12 protein-coding genes and 1 pseudogene are annotated in these 16,795 nt (G+C 54.9%); 9 read left to right on the top strand and 4 right to left on the bottom strand.

Annotated elements, in window-relative coordinates:
* The first annotated feature begins 262 nt into the window (after positions 1-262).
* Positions 263-1,597 (top strand): winged helix-turn-helix domain-containing protein, encoded by a 1,335-nt coding sequence (locus tag KHU30_RS06825; RefSeq protein WP_211441807.1) that lies wholly within the window; start codon positions 263-265, stop codon positions 1,595-1,597.
* 202 nt (positions 1,598-1,799) lie between these two features.
* Positions 1,800-3,203, top strand: coding sequence for a winged helix-turn-helix domain-containing protein (locus KHU30_RS06820; RefSeq protein WP_211441806.1), 1,404 nt, complete (start codon positions 1,800-1,802; stop codon positions 3,201-3,203).
* A gap of 33 nt (positions 3,204-3,236) precedes the next feature.
* Here the strand turns inward: KHU30_RS06820 and KHU30_RS06815 are convergent, their stop codons facing one another.
* Entirely contained in the window at positions 3,237-3,563 is a 327-nt protein-coding gene (locus KHU30_RS06815) for a transposase (protein ID WP_211441805.1), read from the bottom strand.
* An 18-nt stretch (positions 3,564-3,581) separates the two neighbouring features.
* Positions 3,582-3,743 carry a hypothetical protein gene (locus KHU30_RS06810; protein ID WP_211441804.1) on the bottom strand — a complete coding sequence of 54 codons (162 nt, stop codon included), beginning with the start codon at positions 3,741-3,743 and terminating at the stop codon, positions 3,582-3,584.
* A gap of 339 nt (positions 3,744-4,082) precedes the next feature.
* Here KHU30_RS06810 and KHU30_RS06805 point away from each other — a divergent pair, with 339 nt between their 5' ends.
* The 7 genes and pseudogenes from KHU30_RS06805 (at position 4,083) to KHU30_RS06780 (ending at position 13,697) form a co-directional block, all read left to right on the top strand.
* A complete protein-coding gene (locus KHU30_RS06805) occupies positions 4,083-4,523 on the top strand; it encodes a transposase (protein ID WP_211441803.1) in 441 nt (146 codons plus the stop codon).
* A gap of 80 nt (positions 4,524-4,603) precedes the next feature.
* Positions 4,604-4,780 carry a hypothetical protein gene (locus KHU30_RS06800; RefSeq protein ID WP_211441802.1) on the top strand — a complete coding sequence of 59 codons (177 nt, stop codon included), beginning with the start codon at positions 4,604-4,606 and terminating at the stop codon, positions 4,778-4,780.
* Between the two features lie 298 nt (positions 4,781-5,078).
* Entirely contained in the window at positions 5,079-6,407 is a 1,329-nt protein-coding gene (locus tag KHU30_RS06795) for a winged helix-turn-helix domain-containing protein (RefSeq protein ID WP_211441801.1), read from the top strand.
* Positions 6,408-6,901: 494 nt separating this feature from the next.
* Positions 6,902-7,528: pseudogene (locus tag KHU30_RS25835) on the top strand (ESPR-type extended signal peptide-containing protein); the annotation flags it as partial.
* Positions 7,529-8,389: 861 nt separating this feature from the next.
* Complete coding sequence (locus KHU30_RS25830; RefSeq protein ID WP_456236962.1) at positions 8,390-12,931, top strand: beta strand repeat-containing protein; 4,542 nt, start codon at positions 8,390-8,392, stop codon at positions 12,929-12,931.
* 274 nt (positions 12,932-13,205) lie between these two features.
* Positions 13,206-13,430 carry a hypothetical protein gene (locus tag KHU30_RS06785; RefSeq protein ID WP_211441800.1) on the top strand — a complete coding sequence of 75 codons (225 nt, stop codon included), beginning with the start codon at positions 13,206-13,208 and terminating at the stop codon, positions 13,428-13,430.
* Between the two features lie 69 nt (positions 13,431-13,499).
* Positions 13,500-13,697 carry a hypothetical protein gene (locus KHU30_RS06780; RefSeq protein WP_211441799.1) on the top strand — a complete coding sequence of 66 codons (198 nt, stop codon included), beginning with the start codon at positions 13,500-13,502 and terminating at the stop codon, positions 13,695-13,697.
* Between the two features lie 135 nt (positions 13,698-13,832).
* Here KHU30_RS06780 and KHU30_RS06775 read toward each other — a convergent pair whose 3' ends face one another.
* Together KHU30_RS06775 and KHU30_RS06770 are read right to left on the bottom strand one after the other, a co-directional pair.
* Positions 13,833-15,242: an SH3 domain-containing protein gene (locus KHU30_RS06775; protein WP_211441798.1), complete on the bottom strand. Its 1,410-nt coding sequence runs from the start codon at positions 15,240-15,242 to the stop codon at positions 13,833-13,835.
* Positions 15,239-16,504 carry an SPFH domain-containing protein gene (locus KHU30_RS06770; protein WP_230427209.1) on the bottom strand — a complete coding sequence of 422 codons (1,266 nt, stop codon included), beginning with the start codon at positions 16,502-16,504 and terminating at the stop codon, positions 15,239-15,241. Before KHU30_RS06770 ends, KHU30_RS06775 begins: the two co-directional genes overlap by 4 nt.
* Between the last annotated feature and the right edge of the window lie 291 nt (positions 16,505-16,795).

The raw sequence follows: 16,795 nt of genomic DNA, 5'->3' as shown, positions 1-16,795 counted from the left end.
TTCAATGTGCCGTTCCCAGCGCATTAGGCCTTGCTCGGCTGAAGCGCTTTTTTAGCCATACTAACATTCGCATTGCATGTAAAGACAATGGGGAAATTGCGGCTGTCCATCCGGGGGAGATACTTCAGAGGAGACCTTGTTATCATGCAAATCCCTTGGGAAAGCGTAACAATCGGCATTGAATAGTAGATAGAATATGAATGATGCAAATTTGGTTGTCGATGATTGTAAAGATCGCATGAAATGATTCGGATCGCTGGAAATGCATAACTCATCAGACGCACTTGCCGATATAGATCCTGCATCCGCCGGGTTCGATGTAGACCGGGATGGTTTTGTTTCTTACAAAAATTCACTTCTCTTTCTGCCTCCCAAGGAACGCGGGGCCTTTCGTTTGCTGCTCAATGCGTGGCCGAAAGTCGTTTCAAAGGAAGATTTTTCAAAAAATGTCTGGGCTGGGCGCATGTCGGATGAAAGTTTGGCCCGCTGCATCGCGCAGCTGCGCCGGGCCCTCTCCAATCTAGGCGTGGTGGAGATCGATGCCTTTTATGGCCAAGGTTATCGTCTGACGATTTTATCGGATAAAGTGCGGCGGTTATCACCTGCGCCGGCGGCGGTTCATTCCCGCAAATCCGATGTGGCAAAGCCCCATGCCGCATTAGTCGAGGCTTGCATCCACGCCCGGCAATTGCTTGAACGCCGTTCTCTGGATGCCTTTTCCCAGGCTGAATCGATACTCAAAAATGTGATCTCCAAGGCCCCCGACTATATGGTGGCGAAGCTGTTGCTCGCACAATACGTGGCCGACAGAGCCTTTTTCGATGGGAACATACAGCGCTCGCAAATCGACGATGCTCTTGGCGAGTTAAGATCCGTTCAAGATGCCGAGCCATATTTGCAAGGCCTGCAATCACAGATCGGCTACCTCCTCGATTGCAAGTGGCATTTCGATGACGCCAAGGGCGCGCACGAACAGGCGCTGCAAATGTCGCCTGATGATGACGTCGCCTATTATCGTTATGGCTTTCACCTGCTGACCAGCAATGCTCCGTCCGAGGCCGTCAGCGCTTTGCGTTCTGCCGTTCAACTCAATCCATTCTCGCCGAATATGGCGGTCGGACTGGTGCGTGCCTACGCTTGCGCAAACATGGATCCCGCCGACGTGCTTGTTCATGCGCGAAGCGCATATTCAGCTCATCCGGATAGTCCTTCAGCTTATGTGAATCTGCTCTACACGCTGGCCTGGGTAGATCCGCAGCCGGAAATCGCCCATGCGGCGCGGCATTTCGTGCAAAAGAACCGCTATGCGCACGCCCTTTCGTCGAGGGCCGTAGCATACGTACTTGCGCGTTGCGGCGATCATGCGGGGGCGCTGGAAATCATTGAGAAGCATAGCAGCACCCATGGAATACATCTGGCGGCGTTAGTCGCCATGGGAATGCTCGACGAGGCGATGGAGAAAGTGAATGCCGCTGCTGAAACCGGGTTCGGCGTCTTGCCTTTTTCAATCAGCGTTCCGGAATGCGACGCGTTGAAACAGCATCCGGATTATCCCCGGGTGCACGCCAAGGTATTTTCCAGGATGCCCGGAAAATAAATTTAACGGCAATCTCAATATAACGTCTTTCGTGGTCAAATGCATATTGATCTGCGTCAGGAAATTCGGATCAACCGGAGAGCGAGTTTTTCTGCAAACTATCTTTTTAACGAAAGAGGTTTTCCAGGAGAGAGGAAGCATTTTTCAGTTGAGCAAATTCAATGGGAAAGAGACACAATCGGTATCGAATAATAGATAGAATTTGCGTGATGCGAATTTGGCTATCGATGATTGTAAAGATGGCATGAAATACTTTGGGCCACTGGAAATGCAAAATTCATCAGGCGCACTTGCCGATATAGATCCTGTATCCGCCGGGTTCGATATAGACCGGGATGGTTTTGTTTCTTACAAAGACTCACTTCTCTTTTTGCCTCCAAAAGAACGCGGAGCCTTCCGTCTGTTGCTGAATGCGTGGCCGAAAGTCGTTTCAAAGGAAGATTTTTCAAAAAAAGTATGGGCCGGGCGCATGTCGGACGAAAGTTTGGCCCGCTGCATTACGCAACTGCGCCGGGCTCTCTCCAATCTTGGCGTCGTGCAGATCGATTCCCTATATGGCCAAGGTTATCGCCTGGCGATTTTGTCGGATAAAGTGCGGCGATTGTCCGCCGTGCCGGCGATTGCGCATTCCCCCCCAAAATCCGATGCGGCAAAGCCCCATGCTGCGCTAATCGAGGCTTGCATCCACGCCCGGCAATTACTTGAACGCCGTTCGCAGGATGCCTTTTCCCAAGCTGAATCAATACTCAGAAATGTCGTGTCCAAGGCTCCCGACTATATGATGGCCAAGCTGTTGCTCGCGCAATACGTCGCCGAGAGGGGGTTTTTTGATGCGAATATACAGCGCTCGCAAATCGACGATGCGCTTGACCAACTAAGAATCGTCCAGGATAGCGAGCCCTATCTGCAAGGCTTGCAATCGCTGACCGGCCATCTTCTCGATTGCAAATGGCATTTCGATGAGGCCAGGGGCGCGCACGAACGGGCCTTGCAAATGTCTCCCGACGATGACGTCGCTTATTATCGCTATGGATATCATCTGATCTACGCCAATGCCGGATCCGAGGCCGTTAACGCTTTCCGTTTCGCGGCGCAACTCAATCCGTTTTCAGCGAACATCGCCACTATGCTGGTGCGCGCCTGCGCTTGCGCAAACATGGATCCGGCCGAAGTACTGGCGCAAGCACGAAGCGCCTATCTCTCTCATCCGGATAGTCCTTGGGCTTATGTGGTTTTGCTCTATACCTTGGCCTGGGTGGATCCGCAGCCGGAACTCGCCCACGCCGCACGTCATTTCGTGGAAAAGAACCGCTATGCGCACGCCCTCACGTCCAGGGGCGTGGCATACATACTTGCGCGTTGCGGCGATCATGCGGGAGCGCGGGAAATCATTGCAGAGCATAGCAGCGTTCACGGCATACATCTGGCGGCCTTAATTGCCATGGGAATGCTTGACGAGGCGATGGCAAAAGTGAAGGCTGCGGCCGAAACCGGATTTGGCGTCCTGCCTTTTTTACTCAACGTGCCAGAAAACGCTGCCTTGAAACAGCATCCGGATTACGCCCAGGTGCATGCCAAGGTGTTTTCCCGCATGCCGCCGGAATGAGCGATGCCGGCGGGAGAAATATTCTATGTTTCATTACTGCTTTTTTTGATCAAAGCGCTCGCAGAACAACACAATCTGATTCAAAAGGAATTGCAGTTCTTGATCTTCAATCTGATTGCTTGCCAAGGAGCGCCAGATTTTGCGCTGATGCCAGTCGAGCAAGCGGAGGTAATGGGCAGGCCATTTTCCAAATCTGGAGGGCAGGTTGCGCCATGATTCATGATTCAGCACTACCCACAATACTGCCTCAATGAACAAACGATTATCTTTTCTGAAATGATGCGCACCTTTGGGAAGCGACAAAATGAAGTTTAATTTTTCCCAGTGACCATCAGTTAGTTTTTCGCCGTATATCGACATCTCCGATCCCGCAATAATTTAAGTCTGGCTAATCGACTGCTGCCGCCCAAAGCGGCACACCCCATTGATCGCGACATGCACCTGGCCGATAGCATTCATGCCGTAAAGCGTAAGCGCTGCCAGGTTTGAGATTTTATCGATGCATGCATCGAGTATTTTGTCCTCGGTGATCATTTCCATATAGCTTGTAACGCGTGGTAATCAAGCCTGACATCCTAGAGAGCAATCTGCCGGCAGTCCATTCCTTTACGCGGGCTTTCACAATGGTTGTCAATTTCCATATCGTTTGGTAAAGCTTTTTCTCGCCAGCATGCATTTCATTCTCTTCACTGCGCTTCGTAAGTGATCTTTGTATCGCATCATCTTCAAGTGAATAGACGCCACAAATGATTACGTCTTCTTGATGATTTCGTTAATCATTGTCTTTGTATGTCACACGGAGAGGGGAATCACATATATTGCATTCTGTGCCGACCACGTTGCGGTTGCCTTATATCTCTTACTTAGTGGGTGCCAGTCATGATTCTTCGAGATGATCAATGGGAAAAATTGGAGCCGCTACTGCTTGGCAGGCCAGGTGCTCCTGGCGCAAGCGGGCGCAATAATCGCTTATTTATCGAGGCAGTCCTTCTGCATGTATCCGGACGCTGCTGCTGGCGCGAGTTGCCATCTCAATTCGGAGGATGGAATGCCATTTATATGCGGTTCAGGCGCTGGAATCAGAGCGGCTGCTGGCACCAGATCGTGCAAGATCTGGGCGGAGAGAAGGAGCTGCGCGCCGCGATGGAGAAGGTTGCCGAATATGCTGATCAGCAGACGGAAAGCGCCGTCAGAAGAAAAACCAGAAGAGTCGAGCGTCAAATTTATACCGCCTCTGTAACTCCGTTCAGAAACGGCGCGGAGCAAAATAGGGAAAGCGAGGCGGATGTGAACTGGCTGTCATTGGTAGGGGCGACTTAAGTAGCTGGGGCGTGAAATTTCTGGATGCAGGCGGAAGAATTTGTGCGTGCGTCTGATTTGAACAGATCCGGGAGAAATTGATGGCTGAATTTCAGAGTGCCGATGAAGGACGCGACACGAATATTTTTGAACATCCGACTGAAGAAACGTTCGTGGCAATTGCGAGAAGAAAGGTCGAGGTGCGCCGAATGCTCGAGGACGTGCTGGAAGAAAACAGGCAACGCCGCGCCGAGTGGAGCGGTATGTCAGAGTCATGACGGCAGTGGCCTGATTGCAACCAATAATTACGTCTTTATGATGATTTGGCAAGCTAAGGCGTATTGTCGTTACAACGCTTCAAAGTGCAGATAGCATGAGAAGAGCCCAGGAAGAATTTGGAAGAAAACGATATTTTTTCCAAGTGAAATCAGCTGGAGAAATTACTGAATATAAAACGGCTTTCAATATTATTTAATTGAATTCCATGTCGTTGACTGTGGCGCTGATCGCAGACGAGAAATGTCAGACAGTAAGAGATAAAGCAATAGTTGTTTTCGAATATTACAAGAAAAGAAAATGCAGCCCTGGCATCGGAAAATTTCGGGCATTGCTCCCGCATCTGTTGGATTTACGGTCGATCAACATGGATTTGTGGCTTATAAAAACGCGATACTGGATCTGCCGCCCAAAGAGAGGGGAGCATTAAGTCTGTTGCTTCACGCATGGCCGAAATCGGTTTCAAAAAAGGATTTTGCCCAGCATGTATGGAATGGGCGGATGTCTAATGAAAGTCTTGCGCGCTGCATGGCGCAACTGCGGCGGGTGCTGTCCCATATTGGTATGATAAAAATCGATTCATTGTATGGGCTCGGATATCGCCTGACCATCCAGCCAGAGGAAGCCGATGCATCGGTCCTGGTGTCATCGGATCGCGGCCGTCAATCCGGTACGGTCAAGGTGCATCCTTCGGTAACGGCTGCATGTTTCTATGCGCAGCAAGTGCTGCAGAACCATTCACCGGCGGCTTATGACCGAGCGGGATCGATTATCAACGATGTCATCTCTCAAGCGCCTGATTACATTCCGGCGAAACTGGTATTGGCCCAATGCATGGCTAGTCGAGCGATCAACGGAGTGCCATGCGGTCTGCAAATGATTGACGAAGCGCAGAATATACTGAGGTCTATCGAGCGCACCGAGCCTGGCGCATTGGGTTTGCAGTCGCAAAAGGCCAATCTTCTCGATGGCAAATGGCAGTTTAATGAAGCTCGCTTCATGCATAAGCAAGCGTTGCTTCTGTCGCCGGAAAATCCTGTCACGCATTTCAATTACGGCTTGCATCTGCTGGCGACGGGCGCAGCTGCCGATGCCGTCGCGGCGTTCTCCTCCGCCATCGAATTGAATCCCTTCTCGCCTGAACAATCGATCATGCATGCACGGTCCCTGGCCGCTGCCGGCGCAAGCGCCATCGATATTGTCGAGCACGCGCGCGAGGCATATCGCATCCATCCAGACAGCCAGCAAGTCTATCTGTATTTGCTGGGCATGCTGGCGTTTGCGGATCCGCAGCCGGAACTGGCGCACGCCGCACGGCAAATAACGTTAAGCCGCTCTTCCTGGATCTACGCTGCCGGCATCATCTCCTATGTTCTCGCGCAATGCGGCGACAGGGACAGCGCCTTGGAGCTGATTGCCGCACAGGCAACGGCCAACGTCAACATCCGCATAACGCACCTGGCGGCCTTGATTGCCATGGATCTGGTTGACGAAGCGGTGCTTAGAGTGAAAGAGGCCGTGCGCGCGGGGTATGGCCATTTGCCGATTTTGTTGAGCTTCGTTGAAAATTCCGCGCTTAAGCAGCATCCGGAATACCCGGCCATTCTTGCGCACATATTTTCTCGTTAGTCACCATCCAATGCGTGATTCATGGATCGTCCGTGATTGCCGGGACCACGCCAAATTTCCTGCGGGTGGCCATTTTTGTCGATATCAAGAATATTTCGCCGTTGATGGCTAGGCGCTTTATAGCTTGACGCTAGCGGTCTCCTCGCGTCCTTCCGTAAATTCAAAACAATTCTTTTGGGCAATTAATCCGGGTTCGCTTTCGACAAAAGGGCATTTGCTTTTTGCATTGCATTTTCAATGCCATGGCTTTTTCAGCGGGTCATTTTTTATTTAATTCGATGCAAAAACAACAAATGCTTACGGCTTCCTGATGGTTTCGTTAAGCATTGTTTGGTGAGGTCGCAACTCATAAAAATCCATCTACATTAGTAAATATCAAATTCGTTGTCAGCGATTTCGCGGCGGCGGAGGCGGCTGTTTCTGTTTCAGCGAAGCCCATATGGATTGGAAGAGCAGATTTGGCCTGTTAGTTGAAAATTTCTGGGGATATAAAAATGAATAAGGTTTACCGAGTCATCTGGAATAAAACCTCTGGTGATTATTGCGTAGTGGGGGAATTGGCAAAAAATGCTTGCAAGGGGAAGGGCAATGTCTCGGTGTCACAGGTCACCGAAGCAGAGGGGCGGAATTTTTCTGCAAAGACTATTGCTAAAAACATTGCTGCTATTTTTTTATTGGGATTTTTTACAGATATAGCGTGGGCTGGGTATATAGGAAATTGTGCCGGCCCGACCCTTAACTCTTGGACTTTGGTAGGGGTAACATCGACGGGTTGGCAGGGTATGAATGATGCAGGGGCAGCTGGGGAAGGAAATTGCGGTCCTTCGGCTACACAAGGAACGGGGGTAGTAATATCAGAAAATAATTCGGGAAACGGTGGGACGGCTAGTGCTACGTCGGCGTACATGTATATTGGTGGTACAGGAAACAATCCAGCTGGAAGTATTATGCTTTACGGCCCTACAGGTATAAATCTAAAGGGCAATAGCGCCGTAACTGGGACATTTTCCAGTAGCGGTCTTGCGACATTTTCCGGCGGAGCCAGCTTGGCTGGAAATAAGCTTACTAATGTCGCGGCAGGTACAGTAGCAACTGACGGAGTGAATTTCAGTCAACTCAGTTCGTTGTCGACTTCAACATCTACAGGCCTAAGCACAACCAACAGCAGTGTGACATCGTTATCGACCTCGACCTCAACAGGTCTGAGCACTACCAACAGCAACGTGACATCGTTGTCGACTTCGACCTCAACCGGTCTGAGCACGACCAATAGCAGTGTGTCATCGTTGTCAACCTCGACTTCGACGGGCATCAGCACAGCACAGAGCGGCGTGAATTCGCTATCGACAGGCCTGAGCACAACCAACAGCAACGTGTCGTCGCTGTCAACTTCGAGCTCGACGGGTTTGAGTACGACCAATAGCAGCGTGTCATCGTTGTCAACCTCGACTTCGACGGGTATCAGCACAGCGCAAAGTGGCGTGAATTCGCTATCGACAGGCCTGAGCACAACCAACAGCAACGTGTCGTCGCTGTCAACTTCGACCTCGACGGGTTTGAGTACGACCAATAGCAGCGTGTCATCGTTGTCAACCTCGGCTTCGACGGGCATCAGCACAGCACAGAGCGGCGTGAATTCGCTATCGACAGGTCTGAGCACAACCAACAGCAACGTGTCGTCGCTGTCAACTTCGACCTCGACGGGTTTGAGTACGACCAATAGCAGCGTATCATCGTTGTCAACCTCGACTTCGACGGGCATCAGCACGGCACAAAGCGGAGTGAATTCACTGTCTACTGGTCTGAGTACAACGAATAGCAATGTGGGTTCGTTGTCGACCGGCTTGAGCTCCACCAACAGCAATGTGACTTCGCTGTCGACTTCGACCTCGGCTGGTATCAGCACGGCACAAAGCGGTGTGAATTCGCTGTCCACTGGGCTGAGCACCACGAATAGTAATGTAGGGTCGCTATCGACAGGGCTGAGCTCCACCAACAGCAATGTGACTTCGCTGTCGACTTCGACCTCGACTGGTATCAGCACGGCACAAAGCGGTGTGAATTCGCTGTCCACTGGACTGAGTACAACGAATAGCAATGTGGGTTCGCTGTCGACCGGGCTGAGTACGACCAACAGCAACGTGACCTCGCTGTCGACGTCGACTTCAACCGGCATCAGCACGGCACAAAGCGGTGTGAATTCGCTGTCCACAGGTTTGAGTACAACGAATAGCAATGTGGGCTCTTTGTCGACTGGCCTGAGCACGACCAACAGCAATGTGACATCGCTGTCGACGTCAGCCTCGACCGGCATCAGCACGGCACAAAGCGGTGTGAATTCGCTATCTACTGGCCTGAGTACAACGAACAGCAATGTTGGCTCTTTGTCGACTGGCCTGAGCACGACCAACAGCAATGTGACTTCGCTGTCGACGTCAGCCTCGACCGGCATCAGCACGGCACAAAGCGGTGTGAATTCGCTTTCCACTGGGCTGAGTACGACGAATAGCAATGTGGGCTCGCTGTCGACTGGCCTAAGCACGACCAACAGCAACGTGACGTCATTGTCGACGTCGACCTCGACTGGCATCAGTACCAATGCCAGCAACATTGGTTCGCTGTCAACAGGGCTGAGCACAACCAACAGCAATGTAGGTTCATTGTCGACTGGCCTGAGCACGACCAATAGCAACGTGACGTCGTTGTCGACGTCGACCTCGACTGGCATCAGTACCAATGCCAGCAACATTGGTTCGCTGTCAACAGGGCTGAGCACAACCAACAGCAATGTAGGTTCATTGTCGACTGGCCTGAGCACGACCAATAGCAACGTGACCTCGCTGTCGACGTCGACCTCGACAGGCATTAGCACGAACGCCAGCAATATTGGCTCGCTGTCAACAGGGCTGAGCACAACCAATAGCAACGTGACGTCGCTGTCGACTTCGACTTCGAGCGGCATCAGCACGAACGCCAGCAATATTGGCTCGCTGTCGACCGGCTTGAGCTCCACCGACAGTAATGTGACGTCGCTGTCGACTTCGACTTCGACAGGCATCAGCACCAACGCCAGCAACATCGGTTCGCTGTCGACCGGGCTGAGTACGACCAACAGCAATGTGACTTCGCTGTCGACGTCGACCTCGACCGGCATCAGCACCAACGCCAGCAATATCGGTTCCTTGTCGACTGGCCTGAGCACGACCAACAGCAACGTGACATCGTTGTCGACTTCGACCTCGACCGGCATCAGCACCAATGCCAGCAATATCGGTTCGCTGTCGACTGGCCTGAGCACGACCAACAGCAATGTGACTTCGCTGTCGACGTCGACCTCGACCGGCATCAGCACCAACGCCAGCAACATTGGTTCGTTGTCGACCGGCTTGAGCACGACCAACAGCAACGTGACGTCGTTGTCGACGTCGACCTCGACTGGCATCAGTACCAATGCCAGCAACATCGGTTCGCTGTCGACTGGCCTGAGCACAACCAACAGCAATGTGACCTCGCTGTCGACCTCGACTTCGACCGGCATCAGCACCAACGCCAGCAATATCGGTTCGCTGTCGACAGGGCTGAGTACAACCAATAGCAACGTGACCTCGCTGTCAACCTCGACTTCGACCGGTATCAGTACAGCACAAAGCGGCGTGAATTCGTTGTCCACCGGTCTGAGCACAACGAACAGCAATGTGGGCTCGCTGTCGACTGGCCTGAGCACGACCAACAGCAACGTGACGTCGCTGTCGACGTCGACTTCGACCGGCATCAGCACCAATGCCAGCAACATTGGTTCATTGTCGACCGGCTTGAGCACGACCAACAGCAATGTGACCTCGTTGTCGACCTCGACCTCGACCGGCATCAGCACGAATGCCAGCAATATTGGTTCACTGTCGACAGGGCTGAGCACGACAAACAGTAACGTGACATCGCTGTCGACCTCGACCTCAACGGGCATCAGCACCAACGCCAGCAATATCGGCTCGCTGTCGACTGGCCTGAGCACGACCAACAGCAATGTGACTTCGTTGTCGACGTCGACCTCGACCGGCATCAGCACGAACGCCAGCAATATCGGCTCGCTGTCGACAGGTCTGAGCACAACCAACAGCAATGTGACCTCGCTGTCGACGTCGACCTCGACTGGCATCAGTACGAACGCTAGCAACATCGGCTCATTGTCGACCGGTCTGAGCACTACCAATAGCAACGTGACGTCGTTGTCAACGTCGACTTCGACCGGCATCAGCACGAATGCCAGCAACATTGGTTCGTTGTCAACCGGCTTGAGCACGACCAACAGCAACGTAACGTCGTTGTCAACGTCGACCTCGACCGGCATCAGCACCAACGCCAGCAACATCGGTTCGCTGTCGACTGGCCTGAGCACGACCAACAGCAATGTGACCTCGCTGTCAACGTCGACTTCGACCGGTATCAGCACCAACGCAAGCAACATCGGTTCGCTGTCGACCGGGCTGAGCACAACCAACAGCAACGTGACATCGCTGTCGACCTCGACCTCGACCGGCATCAGCACCAACGCCAGCAATATCGGCTCGTTGTCGACTGGTCTGAGCACAACCAATAGCAACGTGACGTCGCTGTCAACGTCGACCTCGACCGGCATCAGCACGAATGCCAGCAATATTGGTTCACTGTCGACAGGGCTGAGCACGACAAACAGTAACGTGACATCGTTGTCGACTTCGACCTCAACGGGCATCAGCACCAACGCCAGCAATATCGGCTCGCTGTCGACTGGGTTGAGCACGACCAACAGCAACGTGACTTCGTTGTCGACGTCGACCTCGACCGGCATCAGCACCAACGCTAGCAACATTGGTTCGTTGTCGACTGGGTTGAGTACAACTAACAGCAATGTTGGCTCCTTGTCGACAGGCCTGAGCACAACCAACAGCAACGTGACTTCGCTGTCGACTTCAACCTCGACCGGCATCAGCACCAACGCTAGCAATATCGGTTCGCTGTCAACGGGGCTCAGTACCACCAACAGCAACGTGACATCGCTGTCGACCTCGACCTCGACAGGCATCAGCACGGCACAAAGCGGTGTAAATTCGCTGTCCACTGGCCTGAGTACAACGAATAGCAATGTGGGTTCCTTGTCGACAGGGGTTGCCAACTCGGTTCAATATGACAACCCTGGCCACACCAGCGTTACTTTGGGAGGAGTTGGCGCGACAACGCCGGTGACGCTGACCAATGTGGCTGCCGGTGTGAAGCCAACCGATGCTGTGAACTTCAGTCAGTTATCGTCTTTGTCCACTTCGACGTCGGCCGGCATCAATTCGCTGTCAACCGGCTTGAGCTCGACTAACAGCAACGTGACATCGCTGTCGACCTCGACGTCGACAGGGATCAGTACGGCGCAGAGCGGCGTAAATTCGCTGTCAACGGGGCTGAGTACGACCAACAGCAATGTGTCGGCGTTATCGACATCGACTTCGACGGGCTTGAGCACGGCGGCAAGCGGCATCAGTTCGCTGTCCACCGGCCTGAGCACCACGAACAGCAATGTATCGTCGCTGTCGACCTCAACTTCAAGCGGCTTGAGCACCGCGGCGAGTGGCATCAATTCCTTGTCAACCGGCGTTGCGTCGATATCAACCGGGCTGGGACAACTGACCACGCTCTCAACAAGCCTGGTCGGTGTCGGCTCATTGTCGACGTCGCTGAAACCGCTGGCGGACGCCTCTGCTGCCGCTGCTGCGAATGGTTCGACGATCGGTTCCACTACGATCGGCGGCGCCAACAGCGATGGCACGGTGCAGACGCGTGGAACCAGCGGTGCGGTGATCAACAATGTGACGCCGGCAACCTGTACCACAGTGAAGGGTGTCGATGCGACCGGTTCCGGCTTGTGTGCGCAGGCCACCAAAGACGGCGCAACGGCATTCGGTTCCAACGCGCAGGCAACCGACGCCAATACCACTGCCGTGGGCTTCCGCGCCTTGGCGTCGCAGGCCGGATCGGTGGCGATTGGTAACAATGCCCAGGCGACTGGCGATCCTACTGTCGCGATTGGGCAGAATTCGCTGGCCTCGGGGAATAACTCCGTGGCGACAGGGGCGGGGGCGCAAGCCACCGGGAACAATGCGGTGGCCTTGGGCGCCGGTTCGATAGCGGATCAAGCCAATACCGTATCTGTCGGAGCTCCTGGCAGCGAGCGCCGGATCACCAATGTGGCGGCCGGCGTCGATCCAACCGATGCGGTGAATGTCTCGCAATTGTCGGCCGTGCAAAACCAGGTCGGGGATGTTCAGCGCATCGCCTTTAGCGGCGTGGCGATGGCTGGGGCCTTGGCCGGTCTTCCGCAAGTCGATAGCGGCAAGACATTTGCGTTGGGCGCCGGCATCGGCAGTTATGCTGGTTACACGGCTCTGGCCCTCGGCGCCAGTGCTCGCGTCAATCCGAATACTGTCATCAAGTTCGGCGTCAGCACAACTTCCGGTACGCGCACATTAATCAATGCTGGAGTTGGCTTTTCATGGTAACGGTAAGCTAGCTTTTTAATTGTGCTTCGAATGAGCGTCCTTGGACGCTCATTTTTTTTAATAAGCATGATTCTAATGAGACATGAAATTGATGATCCGGACCTTGGCGCTTGTCGTCCCAATCCATTTTCCGTTTGCTCGCGTCCTGGGATCACGTTTGTCATCTGTTTAAACCCAGGAAAGCGGCGAGAACAGCAATCGGCGCCGCTTTCGGCAGCAATAGCTTGTATTTTTACCAGTATGAAGTGTCTGTTTGACATGGTAGATTTTCCTTTTGAAAACTATCTACGGGAAATACATGCCGCAATTCGAGACGGAGCATAAAGGAAGTGTGATCAAAGTCACCAGCACGATTGCCCGAGGCGGGAAGTATTGCTGGGCCGTTTTGATAGACGGGGTATTGCAGCAAGCGCCGGTGCTCGATCCGTCCAATACATGGCGCGACGCCCGCGATCAAGGATTGGCGTTCGCAAAACATCTGATCGACACCGGTAAATGATTCCATGCTGTCATCACGATCTTGCAAGGCTGGCTGTGCACGTACTCTTTTCCGGGTAGCATGGCGAACATGACGCATCAATTTGAATACAAAGGCATCCATTATTCGATTGATGTTTTGGAAGTGAGAAATGGCGGATGGACCTGGTCATATCAAATTCAGGATGGGCCGGTCCGCAAGTGCAAGGACCTGCTCCTGGACAGCGAAGAGACAGCGTTTAGCGAAGCTAAGCGCAAGGTCAAATGGATGATTGACCACCGCAAATGACTTGCTCTCCACGATGGATAACCTATCCGGTTGTCTTTATGCAGCGGCTCTTGCAGGACGGGCGCTGGGGAGTCGCGGGCGTTTCAGGTGCGCCCGCCGCACAATTGCGAACCCGTATTCTCTATCTGGCCGCCATCACCGCATACTCAGAGTCCCGCGCTTCCAGGCCGGATCCTGCCACCGATAAAACAGGCTCAGCGAACGCGGATTGTCGGCCTGTTTTTCGACATCCATGGTATCCATCCGTATCACTTCAAAGCTGCGCTTGAAACGCCCGTCCACGCGCGCTTCGCGCACCGCCAGCATCTTGGCGCTGCCTGGCACCCAGCCGGCAAATTCCAGGTAGCCGACATCGGGCGCGTTGGCGGCCGGCGGCAGGATGTCGATGGTCCAGCCTTTTTCTCCCTGATGGAATACCCACAGCTCGCGCCATGAATCGAGCGGCTGCACGGCCAGCGCCAGCGCGCTTTGCTGGGCGTTGACGCTGGCCGAAGCTTTCCAGACCAGGCCGTAGGTGCAGCGCTTGACGAGCGGATTTTTTTGATCGTGCTTGGCGTCTATCAGCGCGACGCAGGTTTCGCCGCTTTCACCGGGCGTGGTGACGACGGCCAGGCCGTTGCCGGCGCTGACGGGTTCAGGTTCCGCCGCCCAGCGCGAGGCGGCGACGCGCACAGCGGCGTCGGTATAAGCGGCCGCGTCCGGTTCGGCGATTTCTTCCTTGTTGACGCCAGCCAGTTCCTGCAAGGCGCGGTTGGCGGCTTCCTGCGCCGGCTGATGCTGCCTGGTGCGCTCGAAGGCGATGCTGGCCCAGACGCTGGCGCGGCGCAGGCGCAGGCGGTTTTTCTCGTATTCGGGCAAGTTGGTCAGTTGCACACGGTCGAGGACGTCGGCGCGCCAGGCGTCGAGGCTGTTGCGCTCGGTGGGTGTGATGTTCGGGTCTACGCATTCGGGCCGGGTCAGCGCCAGGGCGGCGCGGGCGCGCTGGCCGTCGTTCGATTTCATGGCCAGCACGCGGCGGAAGGCTTCGCCGTTGTAGCACAACTGCACGCGACCGTCGCGCTCGAAGCCCTGCATGCCGATGCCATAGCTGGAGGCCACTTCAAGATGGGCCGACAATACGGTGTCGTCGGCCTTGCCCCTTTTGGCGGAAGCACGGCGCGCCAGGCGGTCCGCCATGGTCCCCAGCGCATCGAACGGTTCAGGGCCGATGGCTTCGGCCGGCGCCGCTTTCAGGTAGGCCGCCGCGTAGCTGATGCCGAGCGCCTCGGCGCCCGGCGTGTCGCGCAGGAAGCGCACGACGGCCAGCAGGTCGGGCGCGTCCTTAGGTTCCAGGGACTGGGTGCGCACTTGCGAGGCGCGGATATAGCCGCCGTGTTCGCGGCGGTGGTCGTAGACCTGCAGGTAATCCATCTTCTCGCCGCGCACTTCAAGGCTGTCGCCTTGCCACAGCACGGCCTGCTGCTGGGCGGATTCGCGCGGCGCGGCGCGCAGGGCGGCGTTATCCTGGGTGACGATGGCGACCAGGGCCAGGGCGGCGAGCATCATTGTTGTGTCTCCTCAGCAGCGGCAGCGCTGGTTTGCGGGTTTTGGGAGGCGGTTGCCTGCGTGCTGCCGAGCAGGGCCGAGCCGATGAAGCCGCCGCTGGCTGGGGGCGGAGCGATGATTACCGAAATCTTGTCGGACAGCTTGTCGGCCATGGTTTTCTGGATCAGCAAGGGATTCTTGGTGATCAGCGCGCCATCGCGTTCCAGCTGGGCGCTGGTGACCTTGCCGACCGTTTCCAGGCGATAGGCTTCGACGTCGGCCAGTTTGCGGCGCGAATCGGCTTCGCCGGTGGCCTCGATGCGGCGCGCTTCTGCGCTGCCTTCGGCGGTCTTGATGCGCGATACCTTTTCTGCTTCGGCTTCATACTGGCGCTGCTCGATCTGCTTTTGCTTGAACGGCAGCACGTGTTTCATGGCTTCTTCCTGGGCCTTGGCGGCGATGATTTGCTCGTTGCCGGCCGCTTCGGCCGATTTTTCGCGCTTGACCTTCTCGGCTTCAGCTTCCAGTTCGGTTTGCTGGACTTGCTTGCTCTTGAGCTCCAGCGTGTATTTCATTTTTTCGCTTTCCAGCTCTTCGGCCAGCAATTTTTCCATGCCCTGGCGGTATTCCGGCGGCAGGTCGACCTGACCCATCTGCACGCCGCGCAGGATGATGCCGTCGGCCGCCAGTTTCGGTTTCAACTCGTTTTCTATTTCTTTCTGGATTTCACCGCGCTTGGTGGAAAAGATGTCGCGCACCGAATAGCGGGTGAAAGACTTGTAGATCACGCCTTGCACCATGGGCTCGACGATCTCGCCGTTGATGTCGGCAGGCAGTTCCTTGGCGATGCCGGCCAGCCTGGCCGGATCGATGGCATAGCGTATGGTCAGGTCGACGCCCAGCGACAGGCCCTCGATCGACTGGAACGGCGCTTCGCCATTGGCCTTGCTGCTGCGCACCGGGCGATACACCTGGTCCAGCAGCGAGTAGCGCCGCAATTCATGCAGGCCGGGGATGACTACGACCAGGCCGTCTTTGACCTCGGCGGTGCCGCCGGTGAGCTTGTTGGAGCGGATGCCGACCTCGCCGGGCTCCAGGGTCTTGAACGGCGGATGGGTGATCAGTTCGTAGCCGGCGCCGCCTATCAGCCCGATTGCCAGCAACAGCATCCAGGCGCGCCGCGCGGCACGGCCCAGGCCGGCCAGCGTGGCGCCGATTGCAGAAATGGTTGTGGTGAGCAGTGCAAGCAGACCTTGCAGCAGTGATTCGAGCCGTTCAGACATGATATTTCCCCTGGTTGATGTGGTAATCCGATGGTCGGGAGCGGCATGCAGTGCTTTTCCCTGGGAAGAATCTTGCGCTCCAGGCGGCGGAAGTAACAATGGGCAGGCAGGGGCAGTCGCGTTATCCGGGGGTGGTGAATGCTCCGCAACGTCGCAGTCCGGTAAGCCGTGTGAAGAAATACTCACAGCGCGGCGCAGACTTTTCATGGGAAAGCGTGGATACTTTCATGAATCCTTACTCTTGCAAGCAGGTTCTTCTCATTGCAGGTGCGTCATCGATAGTGGAAGCAG

Origin of the sequence: Collimonas humicola, from assembly GCF_018304945.1 — a bacterium.
Taxonomy (GTDB): Bacteria; Pseudomonadota; Gammaproteobacteria; order Burkholderiales; family Burkholderiaceae_D; genus Collimonas; species Collimonas humicola.
This window is presented reverse-complemented; position numbering and strand designations above follow the sequence as displayed.

What these genes read in the sequence shown, in the direction of transcription:
- KHU30_RS06825 (WP_211441807.1), top strand. Translation starts at nt 263, where the DNA reads ATGCATAACTCATCAGACGCACTTGCCGATATAGATCCTGCATCCGCC.
- KHU30_RS06815 (WP_211441805.1), bottom strand. Translation starts at nt 3,563, where the DNA reads ATGTCGATATACGGCGAAAAACTAACTGATGGTCACTGGGAAAAATTA.
- KHU30_RS06810 (WP_211441804.1), bottom strand. Translation starts at nt 3,743, where the DNA reads ATGGAAATGATCACCGAGGACAAAATACTCGATGCATGCATCGATAAA.
- KHU30_RS06805 (WP_211441803.1), top strand. Translation starts at nt 4,083, where the DNA reads ATGATTCTTCGAGATGATCAATGGGAAAAATTGGAGCCGCTACTGCTT.
- KHU30_RS06800 (WP_211441802.1), top strand. Translation starts at nt 4,604, where the DNA reads ATGGCTGAATTTCAGAGTGCCGATGAAGGACGCGACACGAATATTTTT.
- KHU30_RS06795 (WP_211441801.1), top strand. Translation starts at nt 5,079, where the DNA reads ATGCAGCCCTGGCATCGGAAAATTTCGGGCATTGCTCCCGCATCTGTT.
- KHU30_RS06780 (WP_211441799.1), top strand. Translation starts at nt 13,500, where the DNA reads ATGACGCATCAATTTGAATACAAAGGCATCCATTATTCGATTGATGTT.
- KHU30_RS06775 (WP_211441798.1), bottom strand. Translation starts at nt 15,242, where the DNA reads ATGATGCTCGCCGCCCTGGCCCTGGTCGCCATCGTCACCCAGGATAAC.
- KHU30_RS06770 (WP_230427209.1), bottom strand. Translation starts at nt 16,504, where the DNA reads ATGTCTGAACGGCTCGAATCACTGCTGCAAGGTCTGCTTGCACTGCTC.